This window comes from Achromobacter sp. GW823-FHT04E03 (assembly GCF_058796095.1).
The window spans coordinates 648,034-664,475 of record NZ_JBXAIJ010000002.1 but is presented as its reverse complement, the minus strand read 5'-3'; the positions used below and the strand labels follow the sequence as shown (position 1 = coordinate 664,475).

General features: G+C 66.3%; 16 protein-coding genes. 3 read left to right on the top strand and 13 right to left on the bottom strand.

Going from position 1 to position 16,442, the window contains the following annotated elements; translation table 11 throughout:
* Nucleotides 1-88: 88 nt before the first annotated feature.
* The 3 genes from AC1RHV_RS14420 to fdnG are packed head-to-tail and all read right to left on the bottom strand — an operon-like array spanning nucleotide 89 to nucleotide 4,692.
* Nucleotides 89-721: a formate dehydrogenase subunit gamma gene (locus tag AC1RHV_RS14420; protein ID WP_119451218.1), complete on the bottom strand. Its 633-nt coding sequence runs from the start codon at nucleotides 719-721 to the stop codon at nucleotides 89-91.
* A complete protein-coding gene (gene fdxH, locus AC1RHV_RS14415) occupies nucleotides 714-1,613 on the bottom strand; it encodes a formate dehydrogenase subunit beta (RefSeq protein WP_054455293.1) in 900 nt (299 codons plus the stop codon). Before fdxH ends, AC1RHV_RS14420 begins: the two co-directional genes overlap by 8 nt.
* A gap of 10 nt (nucleotides 1,614-1,623) precedes the next feature.
* Nucleotides 1,624-4,692, bottom strand: coding sequence for a formate dehydrogenase-N subunit alpha (gene fdnG, locus AC1RHV_RS14410; protein ID WP_147400263.1), 3,069 nt, complete (start codon nucleotides 4,690-4,692; stop codon nucleotides 1,624-1,626).
* Between the two features lie 304 nt (nucleotides 4,693-4,996).
* On the opposite strand from fdnG, the gene AC1RHV_RS14405 reads away from it, so the two are divergent.
* Together AC1RHV_RS14405 and AC1RHV_RS14400 are read left to right on the top strand one after the other, a co-directional pair.
* The gene (locus AC1RHV_RS14405; protein ID WP_492301150.1) at nucleotides 4,997-6,463 is read left to right on the top strand and encodes a DUF1254 domain-containing protein; all 1,467 of its coding nucleotides are present in this window, start codon (nucleotides 4,997-4,999) and stop codon (nucleotides 6,461-6,463) included.
* A gap of 50 nt (nucleotides 6,464-6,513) precedes the next feature.
* A complete protein-coding gene (locus AC1RHV_RS14400; protein WP_119451221.1) occupies nucleotides 6,514-7,017 on the top strand; it encodes an acyl-CoA thioesterase in 504 nt (167 codons plus the stop codon).
* A gap of 82 nt (nucleotides 7,018-7,099) precedes the next feature.
* Here AC1RHV_RS14400 and AC1RHV_RS14395 read toward each other — a convergent pair whose 3' ends face one another.
* The 9 genes from AC1RHV_RS14395 to ssuE form a co-directional block, all read right to left on the bottom strand.
* Entirely contained in the window at nucleotides 7,100-8,107 is a 1,008-nt protein-coding gene (locus AC1RHV_RS14395) for a sterol desaturase family protein (protein WP_492301147.1), read from the bottom strand.
* Between the two features lie 2 nt (nucleotides 8,108-8,109).
* Complete coding sequence (locus AC1RHV_RS14390) at nucleotides 8,110-8,904, bottom strand: polysaccharide deacetylase family protein (protein ID WP_166738279.1); 795 nt, start codon at nucleotides 8,902-8,904, stop codon at nucleotides 8,110-8,112.
* Nucleotides 8,888-9,868, bottom strand: a complete 981-nt coding sequence (locus AC1RHV_RS14385) for a YVTN family beta-propeller repeat protein (RefSeq protein WP_054455303.1) — start codon at nucleotides 9,866-9,868, stop codon at nucleotides 8,888-8,890. The genes AC1RHV_RS14390 and AC1RHV_RS14385 overlap by 17 nt, the downstream gene beginning before the upstream one ends.
* A gap of 173 nt (nucleotides 9,869-10,041) precedes the next feature.
* Nucleotides 10,042-10,908 carry a DUF2950 family protein gene (locus tag AC1RHV_RS14380; RefSeq protein ID WP_054455305.1) on the bottom strand — a complete coding sequence of 289 codons (867 nt, stop codon included), beginning with the start codon at nucleotides 10,906-10,908 and terminating at the stop codon, nucleotides 10,042-10,044.
* 5 nt (nucleotides 10,909-10,913) lie between these two features.
* Entirely contained in the window at nucleotides 10,914-12,326 is a 1,413-nt protein-coding gene (locus AC1RHV_RS14375) for a DUF3300 domain-containing protein (protein ID WP_119449916.1), read from the bottom strand.
* A 122-nt stretch (nucleotides 12,327-12,448) separates the two neighbouring features.
* Nucleotides 12,449-12,664, bottom strand: coding sequence for a TOBE domain-containing protein (locus AC1RHV_RS14370; protein ID WP_054455309.1), 216 nt, complete (start codon nucleotides 12,662-12,664; stop codon nucleotides 12,449-12,451).
* Nucleotides 12,665-12,727: 63 nt separating this feature from the next.
* Nucleotides 12,728-13,624: an ATP-binding cassette domain-containing protein gene (locus tag AC1RHV_RS14365; RefSeq protein WP_192330547.1), complete on the bottom strand. Its 897-nt coding sequence runs from the start codon at nucleotides 13,622-13,624 to the stop codon at nucleotides 12,728-12,730.
* Nucleotides 13,621-14,112, bottom strand: coding sequence for an ABC transporter permease subunit (locus AC1RHV_RS14360; RefSeq protein ID WP_119449914.1), 492 nt, complete (start codon nucleotides 14,110-14,112; stop codon nucleotides 13,621-13,623). Before AC1RHV_RS14360 ends, AC1RHV_RS14365 begins: the two co-directional genes overlap by 4 nt.
* 3 nt (nucleotides 14,113-14,115) lie before the next feature.
* On the bottom strand, nucleotides 14,116-14,736 hold the full coding sequence (gene ssuE / locus AC1RHV_RS14355; RefSeq protein ID WP_054455313.1) for an NADPH-dependent FMN reductase: 621 nt from the start codon (nucleotides 14,734-14,736) through the stop codon (nucleotides 14,116-14,118).
* A 241-nt stretch (nucleotides 14,737-14,977) separates the two neighbouring features.
* Here ssuE and AC1RHV_RS14350 point away from each other — a divergent pair, with 241 nt between their 5' ends.
* Nucleotides 14,978-15,415 carry a universal stress protein gene (locus AC1RHV_RS14350; protein ID WP_054455315.1) on the top strand — a complete coding sequence of 146 codons (438 nt, stop codon included), beginning with the start codon at nucleotides 14,978-14,980 and terminating at the stop codon, nucleotides 15,413-15,415.
* Nucleotides 15,416-15,425: 10 nt separating this feature from the next.
* On the opposite strand, the gene AC1RHV_RS14345 is transcribed toward AC1RHV_RS14350, so the two are convergent.
* Nucleotides 15,426-16,433, bottom strand: coding sequence for a 2Fe-2S iron-sulfur cluster-binding protein (locus AC1RHV_RS14345; RefSeq protein ID WP_492301143.1), 1,008 nt, complete (start codon nucleotides 16,431-16,433; stop codon nucleotides 15,426-15,428).
* Nucleotides 16,434-16,442 lie beyond the last annotated feature (9 nt).

Below are 16,442 nucleotides of genomic sequence, written 5' to 3'. Positions count from 1 at the left end.
GCAGCCGTTGGGCGGATGCGTGGGCGCCAGGAGAGGCCCATTTGCCGCAGAGCAAGCGGGACGCGCCTGCCAGCGCGCCCCGTCAGCTTTATTTTCTGATTTGTTCGCGGAACCAGGCGCGGTGATGCTTCCACGCCCAACCCGCCGTCACATACCCGCGCAGCATCGCGGTCAGCGAACCCTTGACCCAAATGGCAGCGTAGATGTGCACGATGATGGCGCAGATCAGCACCAGCGCGCTGACGGCATGCACCACCGAGGCGGCGCGGATGACCCAGATCGGGAAGTAGAACGCGAAGTACTCGCGCCAGATCACGATGCCGCTGACGAACAGGCCCAGCATGCAGAGGATCAACACGTAGAACAGCAGCTTCTGGCCGGCGTTGTACTTGCCGACTTCCGGGAGCTTTTCCTCGCGGTTCTCGACCACGTCGTTCAGTTGCCGCATCCACTGGCGGTCGGCCTTCGTCATGAGGTTGTGCCGCCACATGTGTCCGGCGAACACGACGAAGCAGACGAACATCACGATCCCGATGAAGGGATGCAGGATGCGCGTCCAGGGACCGCCCCCGAACAGGTTGGTCAGCCAGTACATGGACGGGTGGAACAACGCCAGCCCGGACAGTGCCAACAGGATGAACGTGAAGGCGATGATCCAGTGGTTGGTGCGCTCACCTGGCGTGTAGCGCTTGATCCGGCGGTGATGGCGGTCTTCACTCATGGCGCACCTCCTCTTCGGCACGGCGTTCGTCTTCCTCGGACACCTCGTTGCGGCCAACGCGGGCGTAGTGGAAGAAGCCCGCCAGCGCGGTCAGGGCCATGGCGGCCACGCCCAGCGGTTTGGCCAGGCCCTTCCACAGCGAAACCATGGGGCTGATCTGCGGGTCCTTGGGCAGCCCGTGGTACAGCCCGGGCTGGTCGGCGTGATGCAGCACGTACATGACGTGGGTGCCGCCCACGCCCTGCGGGTCATACAGGCCGGCCTTGTCGAAGCCGCGCGACTTGAGGTCGACGATCCGTTCCTCGGCGTGCTGCGTCATGTCTTCCTTGGTGCCGAAGACGATGGCGCCGGTGGGACAGGCCTTGACGCAGGCCGGCTCCTGGCCGACGGCCACGCGGTCGGAACACAGGGTGCACTTGTACGCCTTGTGGTCTTTCTTGGAGATGCGCGGCACGTTGAACGGACAGCCAGTGATGCAGTAGCCGCAACCGATGCAGTTCTCTTCGTGGAAATCCACGATGCCGTTGTTGTACTGGATGATGGCGCCCGGCGAGGGACAGGCCTTCAGGCAGCCCGGATCCTCGCAGTGCATGCAGCCGTCCTTGCGGATCAGCCATTCCAGGTCGCCTTGCGGATTCTCGTATTCGGAGAAGCGCATGACGGTCCAGGAATGCTCGGTCAGGTCGGCAGGGTTGTCGTAGACGCCCACGTTGGTGCCGATCTCGTCCCGCAGATCGTTCCATTCCATACAGGCGCTTTGGCAAGCCTTGCAGCCGATGCACTTGGAGACGTCGATCAGCTTGGCCACCGAGCCCGTGACGGGCTCGCGGATGCCCGGCGGCGGCGTGGTGGTGGCGGAGCGCCGCTTGATGTCTAGGGATTGCATGGACATGTCGGTCTCCTTAGGCCTTCTCGACCTGCACCAGGAACGACTTGAATTCCGGCGTCTGGGAATTCCCGTCGCCCACGAACGGCGTCAGGGTGTTGGTGAGGAAGCCGGGTTTGGCCAGGCCCACGAAGCCCCAGTGGATGGGGATGCCCACGTGGTGCACGGTCTTGCCCTCGATGGTCAGCGCGCGCAAGCGCTTGGTGACCAGCGCCACCGCCTTGATGTAGCCGCGGTTGGACGACACCTTCACGCGCGACCCGTTGGCAATGCCCAATTCCTTGGCCAGCGCCTCGCCGATCTCCACGAACTGCTCCGGCTGGAGGATCGAGTTGATGCGGACGTGCTTGGTCCAGTAGTGGAAGTGCTCGGTCAGGCGGTAGGTCGTGGCCACGTAGGGGAACTTGTCCACGGTGCCCATCGCGGCCAGGTCGTCCTTGAAGACCCGCGCGGCCGGATTGCTGGTGACGCCCTTGGCCTTCGGATACAGCGGGTTGTAGCCCAGCGGCGTCTCGAAGGGTTCGTAGTGTTCGGGGAACGGCCCTTCGGCCATGCCCGCCCGCGCGAAGAAGCGCGCCACGCCCTCGGGGTTCATGATGAACGGACCCATGCCGCCGTCGGGATTTTCATCGCCCTTGAAGTCGGGGATGTCCGCGCCGGTCCAGAACTTGCCGTTCCAGGAGATCAGGCTGCGGCGTGGATCGAAGGGCTTGCCCGCCACGTCACAGGAGGCGCGGTTGTACAGGATACGGCGATTGGCCGGCCACGCCCAGGCCCAGTTCAGGGTCTGGCCGATGCCGGTCGGGTCGCTGTTGTCGCGCCGCGCCATCAGGTTGCCGCCAGGCCCCCAGGCGCCCGCGAAGATCCAACAGCCGCTGATGGTGGAGCCGTCGTCGCGCAGTTCCGCGAAGCCGGCCAGTTGCTCGCCGGCCTTGCGGGTGACCTTGGACGGATCCTTGGGGTCGGTCAGTTCCACCAGTGCCTTGCCGGTGTATTCCTTGGCCAGCTCTTCGGCGGTGGGATTCTGCGGATTGGAGTACGGCCACGACAGGTTGACGATGGGATCGGGATACTTGCCGCCCTCGTCCTGGTACATCTTGCGCAGGCGCGTGAACAGCAGCGCCATGATCTCGATGTCGCTCTTGGCTTCGCCCGGAGGCTCCGCGCCCTTCCAGTGCCATTGCAGCCAGCGGCCGGAGTTCACCAGCGTGCCGTCTTCCTCGGCGAAACAGGTGGTCGGCAGACGGAAGACCTCGGTCTGGATCTTGGACGGATCCACATCGTTGGCCTCGCCCGCGTTGCGCCAGAACTCGGAGGTCTCGGTGACCAGCGGATCCATGATGACCAGGAATTTCAGCTTGGCGAAACCGGCGTTCAGCTTGGCCTTGTTGGGCGCGGCCGCCAGGGGGTTGAAGCCCTGGGCGATGTAGCCATTCATCTTGCCCTGGTTCATGAGCTCGTAGACTTGCAGCATGTCGTAGAGCTTGTCCAGCTTGGGCAGGTAGTCGAACGCCCAGTTGTTTTCGGCCGTGGCGGACTTGCCCCACCAGGCCTTCATCAGGCTCACGTGGAACTTGCTGTAGTTCTGCCAGTAGCTAAGCTGATTGGGCCGCAGGGGTTTCTGCGTGCGCGACTCGATGTACTTGCCGTAGTCCTGCTCGGGCTCGTTGGGCAGGGTCATGTAGCCGGGCAGCAGGTTCGACATCAGGCCCAGATCGGTCAGGCCCTGGATGTTCGAGTGCCCGCGCAGCGCGTTCATGCCGCCGCCGGCGATGCCGATGTTGCCCAGCAGCAGCTGCACCATCGCGCCCGTGCGGATGATCTGCGAACCGATGGAGTGCTGCGTCCACCCCAGCGCGTAGAGGATGGTCGCGGCGCGGTTGGTGGTGGCAGTGGAAGCCAGCATCTCGCACACCTTCAGGAACTTGTCCTTGGGCGTGCCGCAGACGCGCTCGACCATGTCTTCGGTGTAGCGCGAGTAGTGCTTCTTCAGCAACTGGTAGACGGTGCGCGGATGCGCCAGCGTCGGGTCCGTCTTGACGTAGCCGTCGTCGCCGCGCTCGTAGTCCCAGCTGGCCTTGTTGTAGGTGCGCTTTTCGGCGTCGTAGCCGGAATACAGGCCTGCGTCGAACGCGAAGTCCTCGCGCACGATGAAGGAAAAGTCCGTGTAGTTGCGCACGTACTCGTGCTGGATCTTGTCGTTGTCCAGCAGATACTTGATGACGCCGCCCAAGAAGATGATGTCGGTGCCGGTGCGTATGGGCGCGTAGAAGTCCGCCACGGATGCCGAGCGCGTAAAGCGCGGATCCACGACGATCAGCTTTGCCTTGTTATGGGCCTTTGCTTCCGTGACCCATTTGAACCCGCAAGGGTGGGCCTCGGCGGCATTGCCGCCCATGATCAGTACTACGTCCGCGTTCTTGATGTCGACCCAATGGTTCGTCATCGCTCCACGGCCAAACGTCGGGGCAAGACCTGCCACCGTCGGGCCATGTCAGACACGGGCTTGGTTATCGAACGCCAGTATCCCCATGCTGCGCACAGTCTTGTGCGTGATGTAGCCGACCTCGTTGCTGCTTGCCGAGGCCGCCAGCATGCCGGTGGTCAGCCACCGGTTGACGGTCTTGCCGTCCGCGGTCTTCTCGACGAAGTTCGCGTCGCGGTCCGCCTTCATGAGCTTGGTGATGCGGGTCAGGGCGTCGTCCCACGACATCCGCACCCACTTGTCCGAACCTGGAGCCCGGTATTCCGGGTACTTCAGGCGGTTGGGGCTGTGGATGAAGTCGATCAGGGCAGCGCCCTTCGGACAGAGCGTGCCGCGGTTGACGGGGTGGTCGGGGTCGCCTTCGATGTGCATGATGCTGGCACGGGCATTCTTGGAGCCGTCGCCCAAGCCGTACATCAGCAGTCCACAGGCGACCGAACAGTAGGGACAGGTGTTGCGCGTTTCAGTCATGCGCGCAAGCTTGTACTGGCGGACTTCGGCCATGGCCGTGCCGGGGGCTGCCCCCAGCAAAGCCAGGCTGGAGCCTGCCAGCGTCGCACCGGTCACCTTGAAGAACTGGCGGCGATTCATGTTGACCATGAAACACTCCTCTCCTGGTGAAATGGAGGAAGCCGTTGGCTGGCCGAAGCAAAAAGCCCTACGGTTTCCAAGGATATTTTTCCAAGTATAGGCTTTGCGGGACGGACGCGCCATGGCATCCGGCCCCAAAGAGAGCTTCCTTATGTCTGAAATTTGGCGGCGAAATAGGGTTTTTTCGCAGATTTTGGATGATCCTGCGGCTGCTACCATTCCCGGCTGCCTGGACTGGCCCCCACGCTCCCCATTCGGGGACGCCGCGCCTCCAGCCTTCCCTCCTGTTTTCCGCATGACCGTAGGAGCGCCGATGCGCCGCCTTGTTGCCCTGGCCCTGTCCATCACCGCCGCGCTCGCGCCCGCCACGCTGACCCGCGCGGCCCCGGCCGCGCTGACTCCCGCGGCGGCGGCCACCGAGGCCGCCCACCAGGCGGGCATGGAAGGCTATCTGTACTTCTATCCGCTGGTCACGATGGACCTGACCCGCCGCCAGTTCACCCATCCGTCCCGCGGCAACGACGGCGCGCCGGCCAACACCTTTCTGCACGCGCGTGCGCTGCCGCAGCCGGGCGCCGCCACGCCCTGGGCCAACCCCGACATGCTGCGCAGCGTCGGCTGGCTGGACCTGACGTCCGGGCCGGTGGTGCTGTCGGTGCCGGATACCCAAGGCCGGCTCTATACGCTGACGCTGCTGGACATGTGGACCGACGTGTTCGCCACGCTGGGCAAGCGCAGCACCGGCACGGCCAAGGGCAATACCGTGATCGTTCCGCCGGGCTGGAACGGCGTGCTGCCCTCGGGCATGGCGCGCATCGACGCGCCCACCGCCTATGTTTGGGCCAAGAATCTGATCCAGGCCGATGGGCCTGCCGATTACCCCGCGGTCCACGCCTTGCAGGACGGCTTCCTGGTGACGCCGCTGGCGCAATGGAACCTGCCCGCGCAGGCGCAGCGGTTGAAGGCCGATCCTTCCCTGAATCTGCGCATCCCCGTGCGCGAGCAGGTCGAATCCATGCCGACCGACGCCTACTTCGAATATGCGGCGGAGCTGCTGCGCAAGAACCCGCCGCATGCCACCGACCAGCCGGTGCTGGCCAGGCTGCGCGGCGCCGGGCTGGTCGCCGGCCGGCCATTCGACTTCGCCCAGCTCGACCATCCTGCCAAACAGGGCTTGCGCCGCGGCCTGCGGGCGGCGCGCGAGCGCATGACGGCGGCAGCCGGCGCCACGGTGCGCAGCGTCAACGGCTGGCACCAGGAAACCGCCAGCATCGGCGTCTACGGCAATTCCTATCTGCGGCGCGCCCTGGCGGCGCAGGCGCAGCCGGGCGCGGGCCTGCCCGAAGACCTGAGCGTGCTGCTGCTGGCGGCCGACAGCCAGGGCGCACCGCTGGATGGCGCGCATGGCTACACGCTGCATTTCGAAAGCGGCCAATTGCCGCCCGCCGCGGCGCTGTGGTCGCTGGCGGCCTATGACGCGCAAGGCATGCCGTCGGCCAATCCACTGAACCGCTACGCGCTGGGCGACCGCGACCCGCTGCGCTACAACGCCGACGGTTCGCTGGACCTGCGCATCAGCCATGCGCCGCCCGCGCCCGAGGAACAGTCCAACTGGCTGCCGCTGCCTGCCGCCGGCGCGGTCAGCGTGCTGCTGCGCGTGTATGCGCCGGAACCCGCCCTGCTGGACGGATTGTGGACGCCCCCCGCCCTGCTGCGCGACGCCCCTCCCGAAGAAGCGACGCAAGAAACCCCGGAAGCCGCTGAAAAGACGCAGCCATGACAGGCGCCTGCCGCTACCATAGGCGTTTTATCCAAGATTGAACGCCCGCCATGGACGAAGCCTTTAGCCACCAATTGTCGATGACCATCCTGATGACGCCGGACATGGCGAATTTCTCAGGGAATGTGCACGGCGGAACCATCCTCAAGTACCTGGACCAGGTGGCCTACGCCTGTGCCAGCCGGTACGCCGGCCAATATGTGGTGACCCTGTCCGTGGACCAGGTCGTGTTCCGCGAACCGATCCACGTGGGCGAACTGGTGACCTTTCTGGCGGCGGTGAACTACACCGGCCGCACGTCCATGGAAATCGGCATCAAGGTCGTCACCGAGGACATCCGCAAGAAGCTCGTGCGCCACACCAACAGCTGCTATTTCACGATGGTTGCGGTGGATGATCAGGGCGCGCCGACCGCGGTGCCGCCGCTGGAACCGCGCAACCTGGAAGAGAAGCAACGCATGGAAGCCGCCCGGCTGCGCCGCGAACTGCGCCAGGAAATGGAACGCCGGCACGGCGAGATCAAGCGCGAAACCACGCACGACGCGCAACCCTGAAACGGAATTCCCTGCCCGCCCAAAACAAAACGAGCCCAGCGGGCTCGTTTTTTCATGCGCGGCCTTTGAGGCCAGGCCGCTTTCAGGCGCGTTCAACCGAGGCCGGCGGCGACGGCGGCGCGGCGGCGGGTTCGCGGTCGCGGCCCACCATGCGTTTCAAGCCCAGCCACTGCTGCGACCAGAAGCCGCGGCCGTAATCGCGCCCGCCCAGTTCCGCCTGCTGGTCATGAATGCCCGTGGGGCCGTAGCCCACGCCGAAGCGGGCGGTGCGGAACAGTACGTCCCAGATGGGAAACAGCGCCGCAAAGTTGTAGCCGCCCACCGGACCCGGCGTGGAGGCGTCGTAGGCGATGGAATGGTGGTGGCGGTGAAAGCGCGGACTGACCAGCAGGCGCTCGCCGATGGCGCCGAAATGCATGCGCAGATTGGCGTGCGAGAAACTCTGCGCCAGCTGAGTGATGGCCACCACCATGACGAACTGCGCCGGCGGCACGCCCACCAGTTGCGACACGAACACCACCAGCACGTCGCGCAGCATATCGTCCAGCAGGTGGTTGCGGTCGTCGCTCCAGATGGTCATCTGGCGCTGGCTGTGATGCACGGCGTGCAAAGCCCAGAGCCAGCCGAAACGGTGCTGGGCACGGTGGTAGATGTAGTCCACCGCGTCGAACAGCAACAGGTAGATGATCAGGCTGACCCAGGCCTTGTCCGTCACGCCGGGCCAGTACTGGTCCAGCTGGAAAGGCGCGAAACCCCAGACGTGCAGCTGACCAAACACGCTGTCCCACAATGGGTCGATGGTGAAGAACAGCAGCAGGCGGAAAGCGCCCAGCCGGTGGATCAGCGTGTACAGCACGTCAATGCCGATCTGGCGACGGTCGGTAACCGCCTCCACGGGGCGCATGCGCTGCAGGGGACCGAACACCAGGACCAGCACGACAATCTGCAGCAGGCCGACCAGCAGCCACATGGTGGCGTCGTAGCCGTCCTCGATGAAGTTGCTCATGCCCAGGTGGAACAGCGCGGGCTGAATCGCCGTTTCGAAGAGCCATTGCTGGCACTCTCCGAACAATTGACTAAGCGTATCCATGATCAGTGATGATTAGCGATCCAATCGCGATAGGACGGGTGCGTGTCCAAGGTAGCAAAACAATAGCCCTTGCGCTGCAAACCTTCAATCAGCGGCTCCAGCACGGCTGGCGCCCACGGATCCTGGCGCGACCAGATGCCCAGGTGGGCCAGCAGGATGTCGCCGGGCTTGATGGTGCGCAGCGCCTGGTCCAGCAGGCGGGCGTTGGGGTATTTATCACTGGGCAGTTCATCGCCCAGGAAGCCGGCGGGCGCCCAGCCCACGTGCTCGAAGCCGCAGGCCTTGGCCGCCTTCAGCAGCGCAGGCGAGGTCTTGCCGCCCGGCGCGCGGTAGATCGGCAGCATGTTCTTGCCCGTCATCTGATGGAAACGGGTGACGGACCGCTTGATCTCGGCGCAATACTGCTCGGGCGTCCATTCGGCGCGCTTGCCCGCGTCCGGGCCGGCGCTGGGCTTGACGCGGAACTTGCCGCCAGGAAGATCCGCCTGCCAATAGACGTGGTCATAGGTGTGCGAGCCGAAGACATGGCCTTCCGCCGCGCGCGCCTTCCACCAGGGCGCCCACACGTCATCCAGGCTGGAGCCGTCGGTCAGCGTGCGCTCGTTGGCCAGGAAAAAAGTGACCTTGACGTTGTGGCGGGCCAATACGTCCGCGATCAGCGGGGCCACGCCCATGTGGCCGGTATCGAACGTCAGGTAGACAGGCTTGTCGCAGGTCGCTGGCGCTGCCATTCCCATGCTGGGAAAGGCCAGCGCAAGCATCACCGCGGCGTGGACGCGCTTATCTCGTAGGAGCATGGTTCAGCGTCCAGACGCCGTGAGGCGACTTGCCCACCGGCACCTGATTGACCACCTTCTTCTGCTCCAGGTCCACCACGGTGAGCTTGCGGGCCCAGCGCGAAGTGACCAGCAGGGTCTTGCCATCGGCCAGCACGTCCATGCAGTCGGGACCGCCGGGCACCGGGAAGGTGTCGGTGACGGCCAGCGTCTGCAGGTCGATGCGGCTGATGGAGTTGGCGGTGCGGTTGCTGACGAACAGGTGGCGGTGGTCGCCCTGCGCGCGGAAGGCGTGGGCGCCCGCGGCGGTCTTGATGCGCGTCACCAGCTTGGCCGGGCCGTTGCTGACGTCGTAGGCCTCGACGTAGGAGTCGCCGGTCAGCGCCACCAGCAGGGTTTTCTGGTCGGGCGTCAGGAATACGTCCGCAGGCGTCTTGCCCACCGACACCGTCCATTTCGGCGTCTGCGTGGCCAGGTCGATGGCGATGAGCTGATCGCTGTCCTGCAGCGTCACGTAGGCCGTGGTGCTGGCCTTGTCGATCATGATGTGGCTGGGCGTCTTGCCGGCCTGGATGCGCTTGACCAGTTTGAGGTCGAAGCCTTTTTCCAGCGGATGCCAGGAATAGATGTCGATGTGGTCCAGGCGGTTGGCCGCGGTCACGAACCACTTCATGTCCGGCGAGAACTGCAACTGGTAGGGATCGACGATGCCGGTCAGCGTGCGCTGCACTTCACCGGTCTTGGGATCCATCAGCGTGATCGAATCGCTGGTGGCGTTGGCCACCATGAGCGACTTTTCGTCGGGAGTCAGGTACAGGTGATGCGGCTCCTTGCCCGTGGGCACGCGCCGCAATTCCTTGTAGGTGGCCGGATCGACGATGCTGACGTTGGCGTCCAGGGAGTTCAGGACGAAAATCGGGGCCGAGGCCGCCGCGGCGCTAAGCGCCATCCCTACGCCGAAGAGGGCGTAGCGGACAAAATGCATGGGGTTCAATTTCTAGGTCCGGCAAAGGGGTATCGGGCAGGGTCCCGGTGCTCGCCATTTTAGGCACAGCGGGCTGACAAAAGGGCGTCGCGCTACCCGATGCGGACAAACGGACACGCCTGTTGCGACCCAGCAACAGGCGTGTCCCGATTACTCTTCGGAAGCCGGAAAAATCATTTGCTGCCAACGGGTTGCGCGTCGGCGTCGGTCCAGGTTCCGGCACTGATATCGCGTTCCCGCAAGGCCGCGGCGCGTGCCGCGGACGCGGGTCCCAGGTCGGCTTCCAACACGCGCCCGTCGGGACCGACGACGAAGGAGTCGATGCCCGTCTGCCCGTAGCGCGCCGGCCAGGCCACGATTCGGTACGAGCCTCCGTCCGCGCCCGGTATCACCTTGTACCGGTAGCCGTAGTAAGCGTCGTCCAGCGGCACCTCCGGCCCCATGCTGAGCGCGTCCAACCCGTAGGCCTGCTGCGGTGCGCCCGGCACCTCGGGCCAGTACAGCCCGTCGCGTTGTCCCGGACGGCTGACCAGGCGGCTCGCGTAGCGTCCCTGGCCCACGCTGTCCTTGTATCGCCCCTGCGCGGCCTGCAGCTCGCGCAGCGTTTCGATGGCGGTCAGTTCGTTGCGGCCGATGGCGCGGCGGCGGATTTCCGCCGTGCCCGCCGCCGGGTCGAAACGCCAGCCCTGCCCGGCGCGCACGATGGGTACGGGCAGCGTCCAGCCCGAATCCCCGACCGCCAGCCAGGAACGGCCGCCATCGGCCACGATCTCGTGCTTGCGCGACCAGGCCGCCAGGAAACGGTAGATGTCGTCCTGCGCCACGCCGCCCGGCACGATCTTGCGATGATTCGGCCCCAACACCTTGGCCAGTTTGTCGAGGTCACTGGTGGCCATGGCGTCGACGAAGGCGTCGGCGGCGGCCTGCGGACTCGGATAAAGGCTTTGCGCCGCGGCGGGGGCCGCGAGGCCCAGCGCCAGCAGCGACGCGGCGCCCAGCGCGCGCAAACGAGCAATGGTCATGAGAGTTCCCTTGTCCATGATGCTTATCTCCGGCCGCCGAAATGTCCGCCGCCGCCACCGCCGCGTCCGCCGCCCCCATGTCCGCCGCCGCGCGGGCCGCCACCGCCGCCGCGGCTCATCTCGCTGCGCGTGTGCTGCTGCCGCATCTGGTCGCCGTTGCCGGCGCCGCTCAGCGCGTTGGCGCTATTGGAAGCGCGGCCGCGGTCGCGTGCGGCCGCTTCGTCGGCGCGCTGGCGCTGGGCCGCGGCCTGGCGGTCCTGCGTGGACACGCTGGAGGCAGGCCGGCTGTGCTGCGCCTGCCCGCCGCCCTGCGCCCGGTCGCGGGCGCCTTGTCCGCCCTGCCCGCCTTGTCCGGCCCGCTGCCCTTGTCCCTGCCCGCGATTGGCCGCGGCGTCTCCCCTGCCCGCCCCCTGGCCGCGCCCCGCGCCCGGTTCGGAATGGCCGGGTATGGACTGCCCGGTACGGCCTTCGAACGACTGCGCCGCGCGCTGGCGCGCGGCATCGCGGGAGTTCGGCGCTGCCGCTGCGCCCGGCGCGCGGCCCCCCTGCGCCCGGTTCTGCACGCCGGCCTGACGCTGGCTGTCGAAGCGCTGGCGGCTGGCCTGGTCGGCATACGGCGTATTGCCGCGGTTGGCCGGGTTGTGCTGCCAGGTCGTTCTATTGTTGTTGATGTTGTTGCGGTCTATGCGCTGGTTGACGTTGATGTTGTTGTAGCGGTTGACGTCGATGTCGACGTCGTTATGCCCCCAGTCGAACCCGCCCCACATCGAGTTGACCGCGGCCACGCCCAGGCCGAAGCCGATGCCGGCCACCAGCGAGGTGGCGAACACCGAGCCCGGAGGCGGCGGATAGTAGTAAGGCGGATAGGAGGGATAGGCCCAGGTGCCGTACACCACCGTCGGGTTGTAGCTGGGCACGTACACCACCTGCGGATCGGCCGGCTCGATCACCACGACGGTCTTGTCGTTGGTGGTGCTGGAGGTGACCTTCTGCTGCGGCGTGCTCTTCAGGTTGCCGGCCTTCTGCGCCTGGACGCGCAGCCGCTGGACCGAATCCATGACGGCGTCGGGCTGCGCCAGGAAGGCGTCGCCCACGGATTTCACCCAGTCAGGCTGGCGGCCCATCATGTCCATGACCGAGGGGAAGGCCACCAGGGATTTGACGCTGGGATCCCAGGACTCGCCCTCGACCGCCTTGACGGCCTGGTCTCCGGATTCCGAGGTGTGGGCGGCCGACCATTTGGCGGCCGCCGCGACATCGTCGGGGTAGGTCGCACCCATGAGGATTTGCGAGAGCAGCGAATCCGGATACAGCGCCACGGGCGCCATCAACTGATCCAGTTGCGCGTTGTCCAGCTTGGTCTGCGCCGTGGCGGGAAGGCAGACCGCCAACCCCAGGCATAACCAGCCGATGAACCATTGTTGCAGTCGACGCATTTTCCGTTCTCCGTGTATCGCCAAGCGTAAAGCCACAAGCCAGGAGGAACTGCCGGATATCGCGCTGACAATATATGCCTAACCCCGGCGCAGGGGAAGCGCCGGCGTGGGTCTGCCTCGGTTCACAGTTTGGCGACGGAAACCTCGGTCGCCTTGACGAAAGCCAGCACCTCGGTGCCGACCTCCAGGCCCAGCTCCTTGACCGACCGGGTGGTGATCACCGAGGTCACGATGCCGGCCGGCGTATCCACGTCCACCTCGGACACCACCGGACCCAGGATGATCTCCTTGATCTTGCCGCGGAACTGGTTGCGGGCGTTGATGGATTGAATGCTCATGGTCTTGCTCCTGGGGTAAAGGGCGGCGTCATGCCGCCCATGGGGGAATCGCCGGGCGCGGTCTCAGACCGCCAGCCTCAGGTGCCGGATCTGGATGACGGGCGCCAAGGGACGGCCAGCGTCCGGCGTGTCTTGTTGACGCAAGGCGGCGCGCAGCACGCGGGCCTCCAGGGCGGCGACAGCGGCCGAACCGCGCACGCGGGGACGCGCCAGGCCGACGCGCTCGTCCAGCGCCACGCCGCCTTCGTCCAGCACCAGGATGCGGTCCGCCACCGCCACGGCCTCGGCCGCGTCGTCGGTCGCCAAGACGGCGGTAAAGCCCTGCTGGCGCCAGAGATCCTCCAGCAGCCGCTGCGCCTCGATGCGGCTCAGCGAATCCAGCTCCTGGAAAGGCTCGTCCAGCAACAACAAGCCGGGACGGCGCGCCAGGGCCCGGGCCAGCGCCACGCGCTGGCGCTGCGGTTCGGATAGCTGCGCGGGCCACTCGCCGCCGCGGCCGTCCAGTCCGACCTGCCGCAACGCTTCGGCCGCCGGCGCCGTGCCGGGCAACCCCAGGGCGACGTTGTGCAACACGGTCTTCCAGGGCAAAAGGCGTGAGTCCGACAGCAAGAGACGCACGCGGGCGTCGGGCTCCCAGACGGGAAAGTTGTCGAACAGCAGCGGCGGACGGCCCGGCTCGCCACCTTGCTCGCCGCTGGGCGCAAGCTTGCCGGCCAGCAGATGCAGCAAGGTGCTCTTGCCGCTGCCGGCGCGCCCGACCACGGCCACGAACTCGCCGGCCGCGATCTCCAGGTCCAGCGGCTGCAAGGCAATGCGGTCGCCGTGGCGCTTGGCGAGCTTGCGCAAGGTCACGCGCAGCGCAGCCTGCGGCTCGGCCTCGGGCGCTTCGTCCGGCTCCGTCGGCTGGCGCACGTCCAGGTGCTGCAATAGCTCGAATTCGTTGGGATTGATGAACATCATCGCGGCCTCCAGCGCAGCAGCCAGCGCTCCAGCGCGCTTACCAACGCCCCCGAGCCCACGCTGAGAGCCGCGTAGAGCGCAATCGCCAGCAACAGCGTCGTCGCACCCGGCGGACCGCTGCCCAGCCATTGCGGAATTCCCAGTCGCGTCGGCGTCGCGAACAGTTCCAATGCGATCAGGGTCAGCCATAGAAGTCCCAGCCCCTGCCTCAGGCCCGTCAGGATGAACGGCAATGCGCCCGGCAGCAGCACATGCCAATAGAGCGCCCAGCCGTTCAAGCCATGAGACCGACCGGTTTCGACCAGCGCCGGATCCGCCGCGCGTATGCCGCGCACCGTCTGGTACAGGAGCGGCGCAAGCAGGCTCAACGCCGGCAGCGCCGGCCTGGCCGTCTCGCTGCCGCCCAGCCAAAGTGCGGCGAGCAGCGCGCCTCCCAGCCAGCGCAGAGCCGGGGCGTCGGGAGCGTTGCGGGCGTGGGCGCGGCGCATCGGTCAGACGCTGAAGGCGCCCGCCAACGCGAGCCGGCCCAGATCGTAGGATGGGCTGGAAACGGCGACGCGCGGCAAGACCAGCTCGGACAGACGCTCCACCGAGTCATCCAGCCGCCGGCTGACCTCCCCGTCTATCTCGCGCGCGCCGAATTCGTCCAGGCGAACCTGCGTATCGGTGGCGTAGACGCCCGCCAGGATGTGGCGCGCGCCCAGCGCTGACAGCACGGGCTTCAAGCCATACTCCAGCGCCAACAGATGCGCCGGGCTGCCCCCCGTGGCGATGGGCAACACCACCTTGCCGGCCAACGCCTTGGGATCCAGCAGGTCCAACACCGCCTTCAACCCGCCGGAAAAGGAAGCCTGGTAGACCGGCGAGGAAATCACCACCGCGTCTGCCGCCGCCACGCGTGCGCGCAGCGCGTTGGCCGCGGGGCCGGCGTAGTTGCCTTCTATCAGGTCTTCGGCGGGGATATCGCGCAAGCCCAGTTCTCCCACGCTCAAGCCCCGCCGCTGCAGGATCCCGGCGGCGTGCCGCAGCAGCACCGAGGAACGGGAGCGCTGCGATGGACTGCCGGCGATGGCAAGGACGCGGGCGTGAGCCTGGTGACGTGGCGATGACATGAAGGGTCGTTTCCGGCGGTGGGTTCAAGAAGTCGAACCGATTCTGTCATCGCCGCGCGGCGCCGAAAAATACTTAGTCGATATGAGGTTATGTTGAAGCGCGGGTTCGGCCGCTTTGGGAAATATGCGAAGACTGCCGCCCGGGCGCCTCGTCCGTATGCAGGACTGGCTTGCACCTGGCGGCGAGCCTATACTGGATTGGCTAGTTGCTCCCGATTCCTTTTCCTAAAGGAGAGGCAACATGTATAAGCACCTGCTCGTCGCCGTGGACGGCTCCCTGCTGTCTGAATCGGCTTTCAAGCGCGCTCTTGTTTTCGCCAAGGAAATGGGAGCCACCGTCACGCTCATCCGCGCCATTCCGGAGGACCATCTGCTGGTCTACCAGGCCGAAATGCTGGGCACCACGCAGGCGCACCACACCGACCAGGCGCGCAAGAATGCGCAAACCTACCTGGACAACCTGGAAATGGAAGCGCGCCACGCGCTGGTGCCATGCAATGCCGTGGTCACGGTCAACGACCATCCGCACGAAGCCATCGTCGAGGCGGCGCAGAACCAGGGCTGCGACCTGATCGTCATGGGTTCGCACGGCCGCCACGGCATGACGGGCTTCCTGCTGGGCAGCGAAACCCAGCGCGTGCTGGCGCGCACCAAGCTGCCGGTGCTGGTGTACCGCTAGGCGCGGCCGCTCAGGCCGCGGCCAGCGCGTGCTGGAAGGTGAAGCTGTCGGAGTACATGTGATCCAGGCTGGCGCCGCGCGCGGCCAGCAGGCTCTTGGCTTCGTGGATCATGTCCGGCGCGCCGCACAGGTAGAAGGCGTGCTCGGACAGATCCTGGTGGTCCTCCAGGACCGCCTGCTGCACATGGCCGCGGCGGCCCTGCCAATCGGCGCCCGCGCGCGACAGCACCGGCACGAAGTTGAATTCGTACAGCCGCCCCGCCCAGCTTTCGATCTCGTCGCGCAGATACAGGTCTGCTTCGGTGCGCATGCCCCAGTAGAGCGTGACGGGCGGGCAGTCCTCGTTGTCCAGCAGCGATTCCAGGATGGCCTTGATCGGCGCGATGCCGGTCCCCGTGGCCATCATGATGAGCGGCCGCCAGTCTTCCTCGTGGTAGCTGAATACGCCCAGCGGCGCTTCGATCTCCACGCCGGCGCCGGCTTGCGCCTGGCCCAGCCACTGATCGGTGTAACGGCCGCCGGGAATGCGACGCACATGGAAATCCACCAGGTTGCCGGCGGGTGCGGAAGCCATGGAAAAGCTGCGCGTCTCGCCGTCGGGCAGCACCACGTTCATGTACTGGCCCGGCACGTACTCCAGGCCCGCCTCTGGCAGCGCCAGCGTCAGGTGGATGACGTCATCGCATAAGCGCTCGATGCGGTGGATGGTGGCGGGCAGGCGGCGCGGTTCGGGAAACGACTGCCGGCTGCTGGCCACGCTGATGCAAAGATCGCCCAGGGGCCGGGCCTGGCAGGCCAGCGCGTAGCCTTCGGCCGCTTCTTCGGGTGTCAGGGCCATGGGGAACTCTTCGTACTCCACGGCGCCGGATTCCAGCTTGATGCGGCAGGTGCCGCAGCCGCCGAAGGTGCACTCGTGCGGCAGCTTCACCGCCGAGCGTTCGGCGGCCTGCAGCACGGATTCGCCTTCTTCGACCTGGAACGACTCGTCGGTTTGCAGGATATGCACGCGGTATGCCATGGCCGGCCT